Consider the following 22,176-nt stretch of genomic DNA (forward strand, 5'->3'; position numbering starts at 1 on the left):
GTCCAGCGCCTCACGGAACTGCACCTGCGACGACGCCGACAACGACCGATCCGTCACCCACACACCCGACGGAACGTCCCGAGAACGCACCACCGTCGACACCGGAGCCACCCCCGTCGGGAACTCCACCGAAATCACCGCCGACCGGAGATGCGCCCCGGCCGGGCCTCCCGCAGGAAGCGCGTCGCTGCCCACTGACTCCGCCCGGAACAGCGGGCCCAGGTCCAGCTTCACCTTGGCGGCGGCCAGCTTCGTACCGATCTCGTTCATCAGCAGCGCCCGCACCGACTTCGCCCGCTTCAACCCGACCGACGTCGCCAGGAAACGCCCGTTGCCCCGCCCGGTCACCGTGACCACCGGCTGCTCCAGGCCCACGAGATGACGACGGATCAGCTCCGGCGCGAGCTGGCGACCCAGCGCCCGGACGCTCCGCTCCCCGTCGGGGTTCGGCGAGACCGCCCAGCGATCGAACGACACCACGTACGGACGCACGCTCATCCCGGCGTCCCCCCGCGCCTCCGGCATCAGCTCGTTCGGATGGAAGGTCAAGTATTCGCCGTACGGACCCGCCTCGGAATGCGCATCGACGTAGAGGTCCGGCGCGACAACCGGCTGGTGCACCGTGGCGGCCTGCCAGATGACCCCGGTCCTGGAGGTCGGCGCGTGCACGGTCAGCCCCGTCCGATCAGCCACCGCCTGCGCCAACGCAGCGGACTCACACGCGACCAGCACGATCGACGGCTTCTCACCCAGTTCTTCCGCGCGCTTCCGCAGCCCGGTGACACTCGAGCGACGGGTCAGGAACCCGCCCAGCTCAGGCCCGGAGGCGTCGACCGATCGACCACTCTCCAATTCCAGCGAGACGGAGAGCGAGTCGGAGTGTGCGAGGAAGAAGTAGGTGTGCTCGCCCCACGGGACCGGACGATGCAGCGCCACCGGGTGCCTGCTTACGCCTGTCACATACGTCCGGTTGGCGATCGCCAGCGCCGTGTTGGACTCGTGGGTGGACCAGTCGGCATCGTGGTTGCTGGCCCGCCCACGGACCAGCAGGTTTCCGGCGTCGACGACCGGACGCATCAGCACCATGTGGTCCGGCACCCTCATGCCGTCCGTTGTGGTCACCGCGCCGTACCGGTGCAGGGTCGGGTCGGCCGCGCCCTTGGACGGCGGGTCGATCCGCAGGATCTGCCCGCGCGGACCCGGTTTGCCGCCGGCGACAGTCGCGGGCGCCTCCAGCGCGAACGACCAGACACCGTGCCAGGCCTCCTGCCGGCGAATGCCGTTCGTCGGGGCGTAGACCACCCGGTCCGTCGCCGCCGCGATCCGCCGCACCAGCTCCAGATCCGACCGCGCCGCCGAGGCCACCGCCACGAACACCGGCACATCCGGATGCTGCGCCTTGAGCCGCGGATCCGCCGCGACCAACTCCGCGAACTCACCGAACGACAACCGGCGGTCTCCACCGTGCTCGGTGGCCAGCTGCACCCCGTCCGCCCGCAGTTCCGCCATCACGAAGTACGGTGCCCGGTCTCCGCCCCACGGCACGGGGATCCGGCCGAGGTCCTCGACCACCTGGTGCGGAGGAGTCGCGTCCACCAGGACGTGTCGGTAGGTCGGCAGATCGGCCTTGAAGCCCGCCAGCTCCGACGGTCCCCCAACCAGCTCGTACGCCTCGAACGCCTGCGTCGCGAGGTAGGCGCGTCCCGTCACCGCACTTCCCGGGCCCTCGCCGAGCGGCCGGCTCTCCACCCGCACATCCGTCCCCGGCACCACGGACAGGTCACGCCCCTGCCGACCCGCCCCCGCACTGAACGGCAACGGGTCACCGAACTTCGCCGCCCCCTCCAACGGGGTCACGACATCCGCACCGGCACCCGACTCGAACCCGTCGGGCAATGCGCCGTCGATGGTCCCGTCGGCCGTCAACCGGTAGCCGGCGACATCCTCCTGCACCGCCGTGTGCTGCGCGTCGCCACTGTCCGTGAACCTGCGCCACTTCGAGTCCCCACCCACCACGACCACCGGCTTGCCGTCAGCCCGCAGCCCCACCTGCTCCGCAACCACCACCTCACGCCCACCGCCCGCGGTCGGCACCACCCACACATCACCCACCGGCGCCCGACCCTCGACACCCACCGGCACCAACGGACGCGGATGCGCCGCCTGATGCACCCACAACGCCTCCAACGCGAACCGCACCGAACCCGCATCGCCCCCACCGAACCGGCACGACAGGAAGTCGATCCCGCCCTTCCCGTCCAACTTCCCACCGTCGTAACCAGCGATCAGCAGATCCGCCAACTGACGCTCCGACACCGGAGCACCCGACGACCCCACATGCATCGCCACCACGAACCGGTCACCACGCGCCGACAACCCGTCCAGCGCCTCACGGAACACCACCTGCGACGACGCCGACAACGACCGATCCGTCACCCACACACCCGACGGAACATCCCGAGAACGCACCACCGACGACACCGGAGCCACCGCCGACGGGAACTCCACCGAAATCACCGCCGACCGCTGCCGCTCCTCCGGCGTACCTCCCGGGGTGATCTCGGCAGGCAACTCGCCCCGCCCCACCGACTCCACCCGCACGCTCAGGTCCAGCTTCACGTTCGCGTCGGCCAGCTTCGCACCGATCGCGTCCACCAACAGCGCCCGCACCACCTTCGCCCGCTTCAACCCGGTCCACGCCGCCGTGAAACGCCCGTTGCCCCGCCCCGTCACCGTGACCACCGGCAGCTCCAGACCGGCGAGATGACGACGGATCAACTCCGGCACGAGCTGGCCGCCCATCGCCCGGACTTCCTCCGCCTCGTCGGGACTCAGCGACGTCGACCTGTGAGCGAACACCACGGCGAGCGGATCCATGGTCATCCCGCCGTCGCCCATCGACTCCGGCGACAGCTCGTTCGGATGGAAGGTCAGGAACTCCCCGTACGCACCCGTCTCATGGTGCACTTCGATGACGAACTCCGGACGGTCGGCCCCCTGCTGTGCCGTCGGCTCGTCGTAGATCATTCCGGTCTCGGAGGTCGGCGCGTGCACGATCAGCCCCGTCTTGTCCGCCACCTCCTGCGCCAACGCAGCGGACTCACACGCGAGCAGCGCGATCGACGGCTTCTCGCCCTGTTGTTCCGCCCGCCGCACAAGCGCATCGACGCTCACCCGACGGCGCAGGAACCCGCCCAGCTCCTCCCCGGAGACGTCGATCGCTCCGCCGTCCTCCGTACTCAGCGCGACGGACTCCGTGCCGGCATGCGCCACGAAGAAGTAGGTGTGCTCACCCCACGGGACCGGACGACGCAACACCACCGGAGACATCGTGCTCGCCACGTACGACCGATTGTCGATCACTTGCCCGACATTGAGGTCGTCCACGGCCCACTCAGCGTCGCCAAGGGTGCCTCGCCCGCGGACCAGGAGGCTTCCGGCCTCGACGATCGGATGCATCAGCACCATCCGGTCCGGCACTGTCCCACCGTCCAATGTCGTTACGCTCCCGAACCGGCGCGGCCCGGGGTCGACCCCTCCCTTCGACGGCGGGTCGATCCGCGCGATCTGCCCGCGCGGGACCGGCTCGCCGCCCTCGACCGTCGCGGGCGCCTCCAGCGCGAACGACCAGCCTCCGGGCTCGTCCTGTATGCGGATTCCGCCCGTCGGGGCGTAGACCACCCGGTTCGTCGCCGCGGCGATCCTCCGCACCAGCTCCAGGTCCGACCGCGCCGCGTGAGCCGCCGCCAGGAACACCGGCACCTCCGGAGGCAGCGCCTTGAGCTGCGGATCCGCAGCCACCAATTCCGCGAACTGATCGAACGTCAACTCGTGGTCGCCGCGGCGCTCGGCGGCCACCCGCACCCCGTCCGGGCCCACGGCCGCCATGACGAAGTACGGTGCGCTCCCTCCGCGCCACGGCACCGGCACCCGGCCCAGGTCCCCCACCACCTGGTCGACACTGACGCCGACGTCGGAGTCGGAGTCGGAGTCGAGGTCCAGGGCGGACGTCAGGACGTGGCGGTAGGTCGGCAGATCGGCCTTGAAGTCCGCCAGCTGCGACCTGCGGCCCACCCGCTCGTAGCCACCGAACGATCGCACGTCGAGGTATGCGCGGCCCGTCACCGCGCTTCCCGGGCCCTCGCTCAGCGGCCGGCTCTCCACCCGCACACGCGTCCCCGGCACCAGGGACAGGTCGCGACCCTGACGGCCCGTGCCGGCGCTGAACGGCATCGGCAACGGCGACGGGTCGCCCAACGTGACCGCCCCGTCGATGGAGGTCAGCACGTCGGTGCCGGTGCCCGGCCGGTAGCCGTCGGGTACCGCGCCGTCCGTGGTGTCGTGGTGCACCGCCGTGTGCTGGGCGTCCCCGCTGTCGGTGAACGTCCGCCACTTCGGGGCGGTACTCCGGGCCACCACCGGTCGGCCGGCCTGGTCGACGCCGACGTGGTCGGCGACGACCACCTCGCGCCCGCCTCCCTGGTCCGGCTGCCCGCCGTCCAGCTTCGGGACGATCCACACGTCAGCGAGTGGCGCCCTCCCGGTGAACGGGCCCGCCGCTGCCGGACGCGGATGCGCCGCCTGGTGCTCCCACAGCGCCCGCATCGCCTCCGGGAGATGACGTTCCGTCGACGCGCCGAGCCGGGCGGAGAGGAACTCGATCTGCGACCTGCCGTCCAGCCGCCCGTCGTCGTACGCCGCCACGAGAACCTCGGCGAGCTGCTCCGGACTCACCGACGCATCCTCCCCACCCGCGGGCATCGCGACCACGAAGGTGTCGTCACGGTGCAGCAGGTGGTTCAGAGCGACTTCCGCCTGGGCGTTCGCCTCCTCCGAACCCGGCCGCGGGTCGGCGATGAGCACCCCCGAGGCTGTGTGCCGCACCGCCGGTCCGTCGGCCACCGCCGGTCGGTCGGCCACCGCCGACGGGTGCATCGGGACGGTCCAGTCCAGTTCGGGCATCGTCACGGTGTGGGCCGTGGGGAGCCAGCCCTCCTCCCACGTCACCGGCGGGGCCGACATCATTCGGCGCCGGTCGCGCTGCGGCTCCGTCAGGAGCCACAGGGCCAGGGCGCGCTTCTTCGCCGCCGGGTCGGTGAAGACCAGGTCCACCAGCCGGGTGAAGTGGTCGCTGTCCTCGTAGCGGTGCCTGGTCAGCCGCATGCCTTCGGGCAACTGCCGGACGTCCGCCTCCGGTCGGTGCTGACGGGCGGCGGTGCCCAGCGGCCGTGCGGCCGTGGCGAACTCCTGGCCCGGGTGGTTCTTCGCATGGACGATGATCGCGCCCCACAGCTCGACCAGTGCCTGCGTCACCCGCGGATCGAGGTTCGCATCGGCGAGGCGCACCTCCAGGTGGTCGTCGTCGGTGCCGTGCACGCTCCGGAAGTTCACCGCTACCTGCCGCCGTACGCTCAGTTCTCGCAGGTAGGTGCGGAGTTCACGTCCGGACGGTCCGGCCTGCGGCAGGCCGTGGGCGCGCCGGGTGTAGCCGAGGCTCGGCGCGACGTCGAGCGGTACGGCGTATTCGGTTCCGCGGTGCTGGGGGCTGTGCGGGTCCTGGCCGAGCTGGTACAGCACGTCCTCGAAGGACTTGACCAGGTTCACCAGGGTCATCAGCCGAGGGACCATCAACTCCGGCCGGTCGTGGTAGTCCAGCGAGAAGTGGATGTGCGCACCCGCGCCGCCCGCGTACCCGCCCACCTCCCGGATCAGCCGCATCACGTCGACGACCGCCTGCCAGGTCTCCGGACGCTCCGGATCCAGTTTCGCGCTCACGTACTCACCCGCCACCGTCGCGTCCTGCTCGAGCCGCCCGGTGGCAAGGTCGGCGCTGTACCCGTGGTCGTGGCTGGCGTGGTAGCCGTGGACGCCCGGCTGGCTGAGCCCGTGCTCCTCCAGCCGGTCTGCGAGCTCCAGCAGGACGTTCGCGTGCCGCGTACGGTCCTGGTGGTTGAACTCCACCTCCAACCCGAAGTAGGCAGGCAGCTGCGGCGCCCCCGGAGGGCGCACGAAGTCGTACGGCAACGGGTGCCGGCCCTCGGACGCTTCGACGATCTCGTCCGCCAGCCGCTCGTAGACCTCGCGGCTCCCCAACTTCACGATTCCGTCGGACGGTTGGACCTCGCCCAGCTCGTTCATCGGACCCACCGTGGTCTCGGCGAAGCCCTCGGGCCGGACTGCGGGGTTGTAGTCGGGGTTCGACCGCAGGGGCCACAGGGCGGCACGCCTGGGGGCCATGTCGAATTCCGAGCCGAGGATCAGCTCGGCCCTGATGCCGCCGAAGAACGCCACGGTGTCGGCGCCGTAACCCAGCCCGTCCTCCGTGGCGGCCCGGACCGTCACCCCTTCCTTGGCGAGCACCCGGAAGCGGACCCAGTCGGTGGAGTAGTAGGGGGTGTCGGCGGGCCGGTAGGCGTCGTTCGTCGTTCCCACCAGCCACATCGACGGGGTTTCCTCCACGCTTCCCGGCGTCGCGAGCACCTCGCTCAGCGGGATGTAGCCGCGCGTGGCATCGGTGTACGTGGGCGTCATGGCCGGGGCGAGGCCCTGCGCGAACGCCACGTCCGGATCGGGGAACTCCCTCATGGGCAGCCAGACGTAGACCACGGTGTCCTCGGCGACCGACTGGTACTCCTCACCCAGCAGCGTGCGGTCGGCGACGACCGCCGCCGACCAGCCCACCTGCGGCGCGGTTGACCGGTGCGACCCGAGCGAGGCCGGTTCTGCGGTGGGAGAGCCGTCGTCGGAGCGCACCGACCGGTCCGCCGCCTCGGCCGCCGAGGGCGGGGCGTCGGCGTCCGGAGCCGGCTCGGGTGCCTCCGGCCCGCTGTCCGTCGCACCGTCCCAGTGCCGGACCTCCGAGGCGTCGAGTGCCCGGGTGGCATCGTCGGCCGGGACCACCGGCGCGTACCGGCTCCGTTCGCCCCGCGTACCCGGGACCTTGGCGAGGACCAGGGCGGTGTCGGCGTCGACCGACGAGGGCGGCACCTTGTTGCCGCGCGCGTCCAGGAGGGTGCCGTCGGGCTGGACCAGGTAGACGTCCAGGTCGAACTGACCTGCCATCAGGTCGGGCACCACCTGGTCGAGCAGCGGATGCCACGCGCCGTCGCGCAGTGCGGCCATGAACTGCGAGCGCTCGGTCGGCGGCACGATCCGGGCGCTGCGGGAGCCGCGGGTCAGCGCCTCCTCGTGGAACGCCTCGGCGAGCGAGTTCCGCAGGCTTTCGGCGTCCGGTCCGCCGTCGCCGTCCAGGTCCAGCCGGTCGCCTCCCGCACGCAGCAGGGAGTCGAACAGGCTCGCCGCGCCGGTCTCGCTGCCGGCCCGGCCGGGGGCGAGGCCGAGGTCCGCGACGGAGTCGAGTTGATTTCCCGTCAGGCTGTAGTCGGCGGTGCCGGTGTCAGCGCCGAACTTCACGGCGCCGTCGATCGGGGTGAGGACGGCGAGCCCGTCGGCGTCGGTGGCCGGGTGCTGCGGGTGTTCCCGCTCGAGGTCGAAGCGCAGGTGCAGGTTGCCGTTCCGGTCGCGCAGCACGGCTGCCCCGCCGATGGTGTAGCCCGCGCCGTCGGGCAGGTCGGCGAGCTGGTTGTACTGGCGGACGAGGTTGGCGACGGCCTTTCCGTTGTCGGTCCGCAGCACCTGCTGGAAGGCTGGGTCGGTGGGGCGCAGCTCCCGGCTGTCGGCTCCGCCGGCTTCGGCGAGCACGCGGGTGAGGGTGTCCGCCGCGGCGCCGGGCGAGATGTTCTGGTGGTAGATCAGATCCGGCAGGGTGGTCGGGAGGTCGGGGGTGGTGGGCGCGGCGAGCTTCTCGGTCACCTCGGCTGGCGTGCCGCCGTCGTGTGCGGCCTTCCACTGGGTGAGGGAGGCGTCGCTGGCGAAGTAGCCCGTGCCCGGGGCCCGGTAGGCCTCCAGGACGACCTGGAAGGTCTTGCCGCCGGCGGTGCGGCCGTAGGCGTTGCGGAACGCCGCGCCGCTGAGCGGCGGCCGGTCGGCGGCGCGGTCGGGGTCGCTGCGGTAGTCCGTCGACACCTGGTCGATCTGGACGGCGGAGGCGACGCTGTCGCCGGCCCTGGCGGCGTCGGCGGAGATCGCCGGCAGGGCGCGGGAGAGCCTCCTGATCTCGATGACCTCGGTGTCGGTGCTCGCGCTGTAGGTGCGCATCCGCTGCTCCGCGGCGGCCGCCGCGTGCTGCCGCGACGATGCGGCCGCCTCGCGCAGCCTGGCCGCGTCGGCCTCGGCTGCCGCCTGGGCCTGGGCGGCGTCCTGGTAGCCGTTCGGCGGCGGGAGCACGTCGAGGTCGTCGGTGACGGTCGGGGTGTGCGCCTGGTCGCCGCTGTCGGCGAAGGTCCGCCAGCGCGACTGCTCGCCGACCACGACGACCGGGGTGCCGTCGGGGCGCAGGCCGAGCTGTTCGGCGACGATGACCTGGTGCTCGCCGTCCGGTCGCACCTGGCCGTTGACCGCCTTGGGGGCGATCCACACCGCACCGAGCGGGGCGCGGGCGATGAGGGTGTCGGACACCTCGGCGCGCTGGAAGTGGGGGTCGGCGTGGTGCTGCCAGAGCTTGGTCATGGCGTACTCCACGTGCGTGACGGCGTCCGCGCCGAGGCCGCAGGAGACGAACTCGATCGTGCTCTTTCCGTCGAGCCGGCCCTGGCTGTAGGCGTCGATCAGCGCTGCTGCCAGCTGGTTCCGGGTCAGCGGGACGCCGTCCGGGCCGGTGTGCATGGCGATGACGTGGGTGTCGGGCCGCACCGGCAGGTGCTGCAGGGCCTGCTGGAACGGGCGCAGCGTGGCGTCGTCCATCCGGTGGTGGCCGAGCAGGTCGCCGGCCGGGAACTCCTGGACCGGCGCGGGGCTGACGACCGGGTGGGCGAGGCCGGCGGGGTGAGCGGGGTCGAAGACCAGCCGGTGGTCGCCGGGCGTGGTGTCGGCGGTGGTCTCGCTCTGCGGGATGTCGATCGACACCGGGATCAGGCCGCTGACCGTCTCGGTCTCCCGAGAGCGTCCCAACTCCTTTTTGGTGAAGGTCAGTTCGATCTGGGCGTGGCCGTCGAACCGGGACATCGGCAGGCCCAGCTTGCCGCCCGCGGCGATCTTGCCGTTGTTGCCCTCGGAGAGGCCCGCGCGGCCGCGGTGCTGCAGGCCGAGGCTGCCCTGCAAGGAGGTGCCGCCGAGCACCCGGCCACCGCTCTGCGCCTGGCCGCCGAGCGAGCGCACGCCCATGGCGGCGCGGGTGGAGGAGACGGAGAACTCGTTGGCGGGGCTGAGTTCGGCCTTGGCGTCGGTGGAGCGGTACTCCAGGCTGACGATCTTGAGGGCGGCGGTGACGCCGGCCTCGCCGACGAACCACCGGTTGGTCGGCTCGGGGGTGGCGAGGCCCTGGCCCTGGGTGGCCGCCACGGCGCGGCTGGACAGCTGCGGGTGACTGAGCGTCCGCTCGGCCACCTCGCTGAGTCGCTTCCAGGTGCGCTCGCTGAAGAAGCGTGAGCCGTGCGTGTGCAGCAGGTCGCGGATGCCGGAGACGTCGCCGACCCAGCGCACGACGTCGAGGTCGCGCAGGCCGTCTCCGAAGATCCGGGCCGGGGGCACCCGCACGTCGAGCGTCCGGGTGGGGTCGGGTGCGGGGGTGGGCTTGGTGTCGGGGGACTCGGCGGTGACCTCGACGCCGACCTTCGCCACCGCCATGGAGTGCCGGGCGGTGCCGAACGCCAGGAGACGCCGCAGTGGGGAGGGAACACGCGCGGTGGCCTCGTCGACCAACGGGGTCTGACCGTTGCTGCCGACGCCGGCTTCTGCGGTGTACCGCCGCGGCACGCCCGCGCCGGGGCTCGCCCGGTCGGCATCTCCCAGCCGGATCAGCGGGGTGCGCCGCATCCGGAAGATCAGCCGGACCTCGCCGGTGAGGGCCGCACCGACCATCTTCGTCTTGACGGCCATGCCGGAGGTGACGGACTGTGACTGGACCTCGAGCACGTCCCGGCCCGAGCCCTTGGTGACCGCGGCGCCGACGGTGACGCCCGCGACCGCGTTGGTGGTGACCTGGACCGAAGCCGTGACCGTGTTGCCGCTGCCGGCACCGTACGCGGTGGCGCCGTCGGAGCCCGCGAAGGTGCGCTGGAGGGTGGTCCCGCCGTTGAACTCGACCTGCGGGATGTCACCGGAGTGGGCGAGCCGGCCGACCGCGGCGGTGATGCGCACCGAGGCGCGTCCGTCGGCGACCACCAGCGGTTCGCCCGCCATCATCGCCTTCAACCGGGGCTGGAGGTTGTCCAGTTGGAGCGCTTCGGCCACGCGGGCGCGCAGACCGGGCTTTCCGAGGCCGCCGGTCCACGCGGAGCCGAGGGCCGCGCGGGCGGCGGCGTCCACCGTGCGCAGGGTGGCGTCGATGCTGGGCCGGCCACCGTCCGGGTCGGGCAGCAGGTAGACGTTGCTGATCACGTCGGAGGAGCCGAGCCGCTGGAACTGCTCGATCCGGTGCGGAACCGCGCCCCCGGGGCCCGGTTCGGGGCGTTCGGCGTGCTGCGCTTCCAGCGGCCGCGGCCGGACCGTCTCGCGCAGCGGGACCACCACGGTGGCGGTGACCGGGACCACGAGGGCCTGCTCGGGGAAGGGCCGGCCGCGCTTGCTGAGAGCGAAATCGACGGTGAACTCCGCCGTTCCGGAGAGGAAGGCGGCGGGTTCGGTGTTCCTGCCGCGGCTGACCGTGCCTCCCGTGGTGTCGGCGGTCTGGCCCTTGGCCCAGTCGCTGCCGCGGGTGAGCCCGAGGCCGAGGTCGACCTGGCCGAGCTTGGCCCGGAGGTTGGCGGTGTAGTTCCGGGTGACCACCCTGTCGTCGCCGAATCCGGCCGTGACGCGGTGCTGGGTACCGGTGTCGAACTCGTAGGTGGCCACGGTGTCGGCGTGCGCGAAGCCCTTCAGCACCGCACGGACCGTCAGCTTGCCGTGCCAGCCGTTCGCGGACAGTTCGACCGACTGCTGGCTACGGGTCAGCTGGGAGAGGCCGGTGCGCACGGCGACCGGGTCGAAGGCCTGACGGAGCACCCGACGGGTCTCCGGCGACAGTTCGCCGAGGTGCGCGGTGAGCTGGTTCTCGACGGCGCGCAGGAGCTTCGCGTCCTCGGTGCCGAGACTGTGCAGCACGTCCGAGGCGCCCATCACGCCGTCGGCGATCCGCGCCGGGGGCAGCCGCAGCTCACCGGGGGCGGCGGGGGTCGCCCGTTCGGCGACGACCGGGCCGGTGAAGGCGCCGTTGTTGGGCGTGGCGCCGCCCTCCGCGACGGTGAAGCTGCCGGTCTCCCTCGCGTCCAGACCGAATTCGGCCTCGACCTCGGCGGTGCCGCGGTGCTCCCGGCCCCCGCTGCTGATCGTCAACGCGACCTCGACGGTGGCGTCGAACAGCGCCTCCGGCCTGGCGTACTTGCCGCTGGCGGAGATCTTGCCCGAGTCGCCCTGCCGCCAGCCACTGCGCTTGCGGCTCTGCCACCCCCCGCCGCCGCTGCCGCCCACGGCGGAGAGCACCGAATCGGCAACGCTCGCCGTGCCGCCGCCCTGGGCCTGGACGGCCTTGCCGTCGGCCAGCAGGTAGCGCTTGGTGGTGAAGGTGCTGACCTCGTTCACGGTGTTCAGCTCGGCCGCCTTTTGCAGGCGGCGGAACGCCATTCCGGTGATCCTCGCGGTGGCGGACACCTGAACGGTCCGGCCGCGCCCGCCGAACGTGAGCACCGGGCTGTCCAGCGACCGGCCGCGGGTCATCGCGGTGAGGTCGGCGAGCACCTTGTCGTAGGCGAACGTCCGGTGGAGGTCGTCCCGGACGGCGTCCCACTCCTTGCCGAGGGCTCGGTGGCCGAGCGTGTCCAACTGGCGTCGCAGCGGCTCGACGTTGCGCAGGTCGCGGACGGTGGTGGTGTCGGACAGGCCGCCGCCCTGGTCACCGGCGAGCCACACGCTGTCCGCCGGGGTGTGCACCACCGCGCCGACCGGGAAGCTGGCGTCCGGGGCCTGTGCGCCGTCGCCCCGGACGAACAGGGTGGGATCGGCCGTGCTGCCCTGCGACCGGTTCGTCGACGCCGCGGAACCGTTCGGGCCGGTGAGCGTGGAGTGCGCGTCACCGTCCGGACCGGCCGCGGCCATGCTCAGGGTCTCCGCGGACACCTCCGCGCCGTTCTCGTCCGTCACCACGATCCGCAGGTCGGACGGGCCGGTCGCGGGCTCGTGAGAGGGCACGGGCGAGGGCACCGCGACCGCTTCGGCCTGTTCGATCAAGGCCCGGAAGTGGAGGTCGACGGTGGCGTCGGCGGTAAGGGTCTCCAGGATGTTGGTCGTCGTGAAGTCCAGGCGCAGGGCCGCGATGCCGACGAACTCCACGGCCGGCGCCTTGGTCTTGCTGGCGACCGAGACCTCGTGGCTGGATCCACCGAGCCGGACCCGGTCCCGGGCGACGGTCTTGCTCGCTCCGAGGTTCCCGGTGAACGCGCCGTTCGCGACTTCGAGTTGACCCGGCGTCGGGGCCTGGACGCTGTCCCCGTCGGCGGCCTGACGGGTACGGGAGCGGAAGGTGCCGCTGCCGAGGTTGAACTCGGTCTGCTTGACGTTTCCGGTCTGCCACATGCTGGCCACCGAGGCCGCGACCACGACGGTGGCCTTCGACAGGCCGTCGGGGTGTGCGTACTCGACCCGGATCGGCTGACCCGACATCATCGGGCGCAGCTCCTGCTGGAGCCGGGTCAGGCTGAGTTCGGTCTCCAGTTTGGTGCGCAGGTCCGGCCACATGCTGCCGAAGAACGACCGGCCCCGGTCGTCCAGGCCGCGCAGCAGGTTCTGGGCGACCCAGACGTCGCTGACCACGTCGGAGCTGCCGAGCCTCAGGTCCCGCTTGATCCGGTCGGGCACCGCGTAGCGGTCCCCCACCGGATCCCGCCGACCGGCCGCGTCGAGGGTGTCGCGCACCGGGACGCTGACGACGGCGCCGATGTCCAGGGCGGTCCGCGCCTCTCGGCCGGTACGGACCGGCGTACCGCGGTAGCGGAGGGCGCTGTGGTCGGCGGTCAGCCGCAGTGTGGCGGAGAAGACCGCGCCCGGTTCGATGTTCTTCCCGCGCTGGATGGCGCGGGCTCCCTCCACCGCGGCGCTGCCGTGGATCGAGTCGCGGGTGTACGTCGCGGACCCGCCGGCACTGAACACCAACGGAAGTTTCGCCTTGCCCGTGAGACCGGCGGTGAGCCGCCAACGGCTGTCCTCGGCGAAGCCCTGGCCCATCTGGTGTTCGGCGCCGACCTCGAACTCGGCCTTCTCGACGACCCGGTTGAACTCCATCCCGACGACCTTGACGGACAGTCCGAGCGTGCCGCTCCACCCGTCGCCCTCGATCGGCATCGCCCACGCGTCACCACGCGACAGCGCCGAGAGCACCGGACGCAGGGTCTGTGCGTCCAGGTAACTGCGCACGAGGGACTCGACCGCCCGGCTCGCCGCGGCGTCGGGCCCGCCGCCGAACAGGCGGGTGATCTGCTTGACCAGCTCGTTGGCGTCCGTGCGCAGGCCCACCACCTGGTCGGCCGCGGACAGTCGGCCGGTCTCGAGGATCCGTCGCGGCGCCGTGCGCACCGCGGCCGGGTCCACCGGCACCGCCGGCGCGAACGCCGGGTCGGTCGCCGGGCCCACGGTGCCGTGCTGCGCCGGGGTCGTCTGGGCACCGCCGTTCGGCTGTGCGGTGCCGCCCGCCCGCGAGCTCTCGGCCGGACTCGCCGGCTGGGGCCCGAACTTCACGGCGTCGTCCAACGGCCCCGTCACCTCGTCGGCATCGCCGTGACGGTAGCCCACGGGCAGCCGACCGTCGACGGTGCCGTGCTCGGTCAGGTGACCGCCGACGCCGTCCGTCACGACGGCGCGCCCGTTCTCATCCGGGCTGAACGTCCGCCAGCTCGACTCGCCGCCGACCACGACCACCGGCTTGCCGTCCGGGCCGATTCCGACCTGCTGGGCGACGATGACGTCCGGCTCACCGTTCGCCGTCGGCACCACCCACACGTCACCGACCGGCGCACGCCCCGGAATGTCCGCCGGGACGAGCATCCGCGGGTTCTGCTCCTGGTGCCGCCACAGCTCCTCGAGCGCGAACTGCACCTCCGAGGCGTTCGCGGCGCCGTACCGGCAGGCCAGGAAGTCGATCCCGGTCTTCTCGTCCAGCATGCCCTCGTCGTACTGCTCGATCAGCAGGTCCGCGAGCTGACGCCCCGTCACCGGCGCCCCCCGCTCGCCCACGTGCATCGCCACCACGAAGCTGTCACCACGCGCCGACAACGAGTCCAGCACCTGCCGGAACTGCACCTGCGCGCGCGGCGGCAACGCCCGATCCGTCACCCACACACCCGACGGGATCTCCAGCGCACGCGCCCGCGGCTCCTCCTCCATCGTCACGGGGAACTCGGCCTCAACAGTCACCGAACGCTGCCGCTCCGCCTCCGGCCTTCCCGGCAGAAGGTCCGCCGGCAGCGTGCGCTGGCCTGCCGAGCCCACCTTGAACAGGTCGTCCAGCGCGCCCGGGTCCATCGCCACGTTGGCGGCGGACAGCCGTGCACCCACCTCCTCCACCAGCACATCCCGCACCGACTCCGCCCGCGCCCGCCCGCTTGCGTGCGCTGCGAGCCGCCCGACACCGCGCCCGGTCAGCGTGAAGACCGGCTGTTCCAGACCGGCGAGCTGACGACGGATCAGCTCCGGCGCAATTCCCCGAGCCAGGTTCCGAACGGTGCGCTCCGCCTTCGGCGACAGGTCGGTCGTGTTCTGCTCGAATGCCACCGCACGCGGCGGCATGGTCATCTCGTCGTTGAACAGCGACTCCGGCGACCTCTCATTCGGGTAGAAGGTCAGGTACTCGCCGTAGCCCCGGTCGTCGCCCCTTCGGACGTACACATTCGGCGTGGCCGGGTAGTAGTGGTCACCGTCGTACGAATAGGTTCCGGTGATGGCCGTCGGGGCATGCACGGGCAACCCGGTCTTGTCCGCCACCGCCTGCGCGTGCGCGGCGGACCTGCACGACACCAACACGATCGACGCGTCTGCCCCCTGCGCCGCCAGCTCCTGGAGCCCGGCGATGCTCGAGCGCCGACTCAGGAAGCGGCCGAACTCCGGCCCGTCGACGCGGGCGGGCCTGCCATCGGTCCTGACAAGCTTGACCTCCTCGGTACTCGCATGCGCGGTGAAGAAGTACGTGCGCCCCTTCCAGGGCACAGGGCGGTGGTAGATGTCCCAGCTCGCGTTGGGGCCCAGGAGGTAGGTCGACTGGGCCGTCACTCGGTGCCATTGCCCCTCCTCCGTCGCCCAGTCGCCCGAGGTGGTGCTCGATCGGCCGCCGATGCCCAAGTCCGGCGCCGCGAGCGGACGCATCAGCAGCTCGCCGTCGGGCACGGTCCTGCCGTCGAGGGTTCTGACCTTCCCGGGCCGGCCCAGCGCCGGATCGACACCGCCCTTGCTCGGCGGGTCGATCCGCAGGATCTGCCCACGCGGCGCCGACTTCCCGCCGGAGAGCTTGTCCACCGCCTGCAACCCGAACGACCAGCCGCTGTGCTCCCGCTCCACCCCGATCCGGGCCGTGGGCGCGTAGACGACCCGGTCGGTGACGGCCGCCAAGGTACGCACCAAGTGCAGGTCCGACTCCGCCGCGTACGACGCCGCCAGGAGCAGCGGCACGGTCGGGTCCAGGGCCTTGAGGTGGGGGTCGGCGGCCACCATCGCGGCGAACGCCCGGGCCGACACCGTGTGGTCTCCGCCCCCCTCCGCGGCCATCCGCACCGATCCGTCGCGCACGGTCGCCATCACGACGTACGGCGTCGGCCCACCGTGCCACGGCACCGGTACCCGGTCGAGCCTCTGAACAACGGTGCCGGGGTTCGCCGCGGACGTGATGGTGTGCTGGTAGGTCGGCAGGTGGGCGATGAACCGCTCCACCGCGCTGCGGCTTCCGGCGTGCTCGTGGCGAGGGAGCGACCCTTCGCTCAGGTAGGCCCGCCCAGCCACCGGCTTTCCCGGCCCCCCGCCCAGCGGCCGGCTCTCCACCCGCGCGTCCGTGCCCGCCAGCGCGAACAGGTCACGGCCGTGCCGACCGCCGCCAGGGACGAACAACCCCGGCGGAGTGTCGGTCAGATTGACGGCTCCCTCCAACGGCTTCAGGAAGGCGGCGACGTGCTCGTCGGCGGCTCCGTAGCCGGTCGGCAGCGGAACCGTGGCAGGCATGTCGTCCTCGGCGATGCTGTGATTGCCGTCACCGCTGTCGACGAAGACCCGCCACTTCGGGTCGGTACCCGTGACGATCACGGGCTTGCCGTCCGGTGCCACGCCGACGTGGTCCGCGAGGACAACCTCCCGGCTGTCGTCGAGGGTCGGCACCACCCACACGCTGCCGGTCGGCGCCCGCCCGTTCAGCGGCCACGGCGCGCCCTCCCGCGGGTGCGCCGACTGGTACTCCCACAGCCGCTGCAGGGCGAACCGCACGTGGTGCTGGGTGTCCGCGCCCAGCCCGTGCGCCACGAACTCGATCAGGGCCTTCCCGTCCAGCTTTCCGGTGGTGTAGGCGGTGAGCAGCACCGAAGCCAGCTGCGCGGGAGACACCGGCGGGCCGTCCTGGCCGACGTGCATCGCCACCACGAAGGTGTTCTGACGCACCGGCAGCTTGTCCAGGGTCGCCGAATAGGCCTTCGCAGCGATCGGGTGCAGGGTGCTCTCGCCCACCCACATGCCGGCCGGTATCGCCTTGGCCTGCAGTGCCACCGGCTTCGGCAGCTCCATCTCGATCAGCGCAGTCTGCCGACGGACCGCCGGGTCCTGACCCGGAAGCACCTGGCCCGAGGGCTCGCTGTCGCCGGCGGACACGCTTCGCACCAGGGACCGGAGGTCGAGCTTGAGGCCGTGCGGGGCCAGCGCGTCGTCCAGCGCGGCACGCAGCACGTCGGCCACCCGCTCCGCCCGCGCCTGCCCGTCAGCCCTGGCGGTCGTGCCGAGACCCCAACCGGTGACCTTCAACCGCGGCTGGTGCAGGCCGTCGCGGTGCCGGCACCGCAACTCCGGGACGAGCTGCTTGGCGAGCGCCTCGGCCGCCTTAAGGCCGGCGTCCGGACCCTCGCCGGCGAACCGGATCGTCACCGGTTCGACTGCCAACTCGCCGTGCGACACCGAGTTCCCGGCACCGGGAAGGAAGGTGCGGAACTCGCCTGCGAAACCGTCTGACGTCTCCTTGACGGCGAGGCCGGCCGCGTTAGCGAGGTCATAGGGGTCGCGCAGCTTCCAGAGTTTTGCGCTCCCCACGGGGGCGTGCACGGGCAGCCCGATCTCGTCCGCCACCCTTTGGGCCTGCGCAGCGAAGTCGCAGGCCACCAGCACGATGGAGGCGGGAACACCCTCGGTCGCCTTCTTCACCAGTCGGTCGACACTCGGCCTACGGCGCAGCATCCGCCCCAGCTCCCGGCCGTCCACGGACAGCTCTCCGGCAGAACTCGGCAGCCCGAAGTCCTCGGAGTTGGCGTGCCCGACGAAGAAGTAGGCGTGGGTCGGGTCCCACGGCACCTTGCGGCTGACCAACAGACTGGCGTTTGCGTTCGACAGGACGAGGTAGCTCGAGTACTCGCGGAGACGGCTCATCGGCCCCTCCGAGCTGTATGCGTCGGTTTCCGGGAGCGCCGTCCGCCCGATCGGCCGCAGCGTGACCGCGTCCACGATGGGCCGGGTGAGCAGATCCGCGTCCGAGATCGACTGCCCGTCCAGGGTGGTGACGGTGGAGTGACCTCGCCGCGGAACAGCGCCGTCCAGCCTCGGCGGATCGACCCGGACGATCTGACCGCGCCAGCCCGGGACCCAGGTCCCGTCCGACTTCTGCACCGTCGCGGGCGCCTTCAGCGCGAACGCCCACCCGCCGGGCACCTCGACCCGGCCGACCATGGCGGTCGGGGTGAAGACCACCCGCCCGGTCGCCCTCGCCACTTCACGTGCCAGGTTGAGGTCGAGGCCTCCGGCCTGATCGACGATCAGCACGATCGCGGCGTCCCGGTGCTTCGCCTGCAGCACCGGGTCCCCGGCCATCAGCAGTGCGAACGAACCCGGCGCCATGCCGTAACTCCGGCCCTCCGAGGTGGTCATCCGCACCCGCTGGCCGCTGACCTCCACCAGGACGAAGAACGGCTTCTCCCCTCCGGCCCACGGCGCGGGGACGTCTCCCAGGTCCTGGACGGTGTACTGACCACTGGAGTCCGCCATCAGGTGCCGGTACGTCGGCAGGTCACCGCGGAATCCCAGCAGTGCGGAGCTGTCCGCGCCGTTCGGCTCGGCGTCATCGAACGACGTCCTGCTCAGATAGGCTCGACCGCCGGTCTGGTCCCCCGGCGATGCGAGCAGGCGACTCTCGATGTAGTACGCGCTGCCCCTGTCCAGATGCAGGTCACGTCCGTGGCGACCCACCCCCTGGTAGAACGGCTGGAGTCCGTCCCCCGCGTCCGGCCCGAACTTGGTCGCTCCCTCGACCGAGCCTGTGACGTCCTTGGCCTCCCGCTGGGTGGCGAGCAGCGTGTCGTACCCGGTCGGTGCATGGTCGACGACCGTCCCGTCACCGGTCAGCAGACCACCGAACTCGGCAGCCGTCTCAACCGTGTGCGCCCCGTCACCGCTGTCGGTGAACGTCCGCCAGAACGACTCCGAGCTCTGGACGACCACCGGCCGGCCGGCCCGGTCGACACCGACGTGGTCGGCGACGATCACCTCGTGCGCACCGGCTTCCACCGGCCGGCCGTCCGCCATCTTGGGGACCACCCACACGTCGCCGACCGGCGCCCGCCCGGTGATCGTCCCCGCCACCCCCGCGCGCGGGTTCGCCGCCTGGTGCGCCCACAACGCCCGCATCGCCTCCGGTACATGACTTTCCGTCGGCGAACCGAGGCGGCACGAGAGGAAGTCGATCCGCGACTTCCCGTCCAACTTCCCACCGTCGTACGCCGCCACCAGCACATCCGCGAGCTGCTCCGGACCGATCGGCGCGCCCTCCGCTCCGACGTGCATCGCCACCACGAACGTGTCATCACGACGCGGCAGGTGCTTCAGCGCGTTCTCCGCCCGGGCATTCGCTTCCACCGAGCCGGGCCGCGGGTCGGCGATCAGCACCCCCGAATCCGTGTCCCGCACTCCCAGCGCATCAGCCACTGCCGAGTAGTCGGCTGCCGACGGCGACGCGCCGCCGACCGTCACCCGCTCCGCCGAAGGCGCCTCGTCGAGCACCGCCGACTCGCCGTCGACCGGCGTCTCCGCTGGTACCTCGGCGACCTCCACCCGGTGCCGGACGTCCCTGAGCGGCGGACGGCTGCGGTCCGGTTCGGGGACGCCCGCCCCGTCAGCGCCCAGGACATCATCCGGACCATCGACGCCACCGAACATCCCGTCCAGGGCTTCCCGCTCCGCCAGGAGCTCAGCCGCCGACGGCGACGCGTCATCGATCACCGGTGCCGCCTCCGGCAGTTCGCCGTCACCCCGCAGCGCGCGGCGCTCGGCAGGCGACAGGGGGAAGCCCACCACGCCGCCATCCGTGACATCCGCGTCGTCGTCCTCGGACGTCCGGTCCAACGCCGCAGCGCGATCGTCGGCCGCCTCCTGCTCACGCTCGAGGATGGCCGCCGCGTCGACCACCGTCAGACCCGGCGCCTCGGCCCCCTCCTTCACGTACTCGGCCAGCAGCACCGTCGCGGGATGCACCTCGGAATCCTCCGGCACCGCGTGGCCCCGGTCGGCGAGGAACTCGTGAAGCCTGGTCACATCCCCCGGCCGGTTCTCCCCGCCGGGGCCGACCGAACTCTCCAGCACCACCCCGGCCCTGGCCGCCATCTCCCGACTGACCGGACCACGCAGCACCTGCCCGAGGTGCTCGGCGACCGCCTTCGCCGCACCCGGCGGCACCCGCCGCGCCCACTCCCACTGCGACGAGCCCTCACGCAGCAACGGAGCCCGCAGGGCACCGGCCGTCCGACCGTCGATCGCCCCCAGCACCACCAGGCGGTCCACCACGGACACCAGCTCACGCGCATCCGCGTCCATCGAGAGCACCGAACCCGAAGGCAACACGAGCGCCCCGTCGCGCTGCGCCGCCGCCCACGGATCGACGACCGGCTCCGCCCGACCGGCGGCCGACCGGTCATCGGCGGTCGTCACCAGGCGCTCGCGCAGAGCGATCGTCGCGCTCGGGTCCAGGACGTTCGCCTCGTGTGTGCCGTTCGTCAGGTAGTCCGCCAGCAGGCGCGACGCGGCGTCCTCGGTCGTACGCCCCGTCAGGTCGTAGCCGCGGGCCGTCAGGAAGTGGCGCAGCTTGGCCACGTCCTCCACGAGGTTGGCACCGCGCTTGCCGACGGAGGAGGTGAGGTCGAAGCCGATCCGCTTGGCCATGTCGGGGGTGATCGGCCCGTTGACGGTCCGCTCGAAGCCGCTGACGATCAACTTGGCCGCGGGCCCCGGCACCTGGTCGGCCCAGGCGAGATCGAAACGGTCGCCCTCGGCGATGCGGATCAGCGCCTGCCGCTGCCGCCGCGCGGTGAAGTCGTCGATCAGGCCGAGTGCCCGCATCCGGTCCACCACCGAGGAGAGTTCCGGCGCGGTGGCGTCGACGCTCAGGCCGGTGTCGGTGGGGCCGGGCGGCGGCGGGCTCTGAACGCGGGCGGCAACCGGGTCGGCGACCGGATGCTGCGCGTTGGTGTCCTCCCCCTGCGGGCGATCCACCGCCGGCTGCGGCCCGGCAACGTCGGATGCCGGGCGGTCCACAGACGGCTGTGGGGCGGCGACGTCGGATGCCGGGCGGTGTGCTCGGTCGGTCGCGGCGTCGTCGCGGGTCGGTGTCGTCGGCGCGTGGCTCGGCCCGGAGCTCTCGGTGCGGTGGCCTGCCGCCGTGGACAGCGCCCCGAGCACCTCCTCGCTGAAGGACGTCTGCGAGGCCCCGAAGTGGAACGGGGCGTGCTGGGGCGCGCCGCTCTCGGTGCGGGGACGTGGCGCGCCGTCGTCGGACGGCGCCGCCGCGCCGCGGCCGGCCGCCTGGTCGGTGGCCGCGCCGGTGGTCTTGATGTTTCCACCGTTCAGGGCGTCGTCGATGGCCTGCTGGCCCGGGTTCTCCTCCCGGGCCGCGTCGCCGGTGCCGGTCTTGTGGGTGAAGAGGTTGACGATCGGGGTGTCGGAGCGCAGGTCGAACCCGGAGAACGGGTTGGAGAAGAACCACTTGGCCAGGTCCTTCGCACTCTGCCCCCACGACTCGTCACCGTCGTGCCCACCCGGACGCGGCACCGGGAACGGCGCGGGGTTGCCGGTCATGTTCGCCAGGAACGACACGAAGTTCAGCGGATGCAGCAGCCCGAAGTACTTCGCGCCGTCCGGGTTCTCACGCCACTGCCGCTCCCGCAGCCAGTTCTGGTACCGGTCGAACAACGGCTCGAAGGTCTTGTGCAGGACGTGACCGAACGCGCCCATCGCCATCCCCGACACGAACGAGCCCCACGACGTCGAGAACGTGTGGTCCTCACTCCAGAACAGGTTGTACCCGATGTCCGACGCGACGTTCTGCCCGCCCTCCTGCAGGATCTCCCCCAACGCATGACCCAACTGGAACAGCGCGTTGCCGTGCAGCGGATGCTCCGCCGTGAAATGCCCGAACATCCCCGCGAAGCCGCCCACGCCCTCCTTGCCCGCGGACGCCGTGAACAGGTCGGGGAACTCCCGCGCCATCCGCGACAGCGGCCCGTTGTCGGCGAGCTTGCCCAGCGCGCCGCGCAACACCTCGGCCAGTCCCGCGTGGTCCGCCCCCAGATGCCCCCAGTGCTTCACGAACGCGTCACCGAAGTTCTGCCCGATCTGCCGCGCCTCCTTGGCCAGCAGGCCACTCCCCGCGTCCGTCAGATGCTCCTCGAAGATCCGCCCCATCTTCCGCGCGAACGCCTCCGCGATGCTCCCCTCGCCGAACCGGACGAACCCCGCTTCCAACTGCTGCACCGAAGCGCCCAGCAGATGACCCACCGACTTCGCGAACTCCTGCCGCGCCGACGCCGAACCGAGCTTCCCCGCCTCCCGCGCGACATCCCGCTCCACCGACCGCACCGCGTCGAGGACCAGCCCCTTCCCCAGCCCCTTCACCTCCGCCCCCGCCAGGTGCGACACCCCGCCCTGGACGTC

Annotated in this window: 1 protein-coding gene; it reads right to left on the bottom strand. The window is 72.0% G+C overall.

Going from position 1 to position 22,176, the window contains the following annotated elements:
* Window positions 1–22,176: hypothetical protein (locus ACWD4U_RS33735; RefSeq protein WP_449787397.1), on the bottom strand; the 22,176-nt coding region annotated here is incomplete at both ends.

This window comes from Kitasatospora sp. NPDC002522, assembly GCF_053595195.1.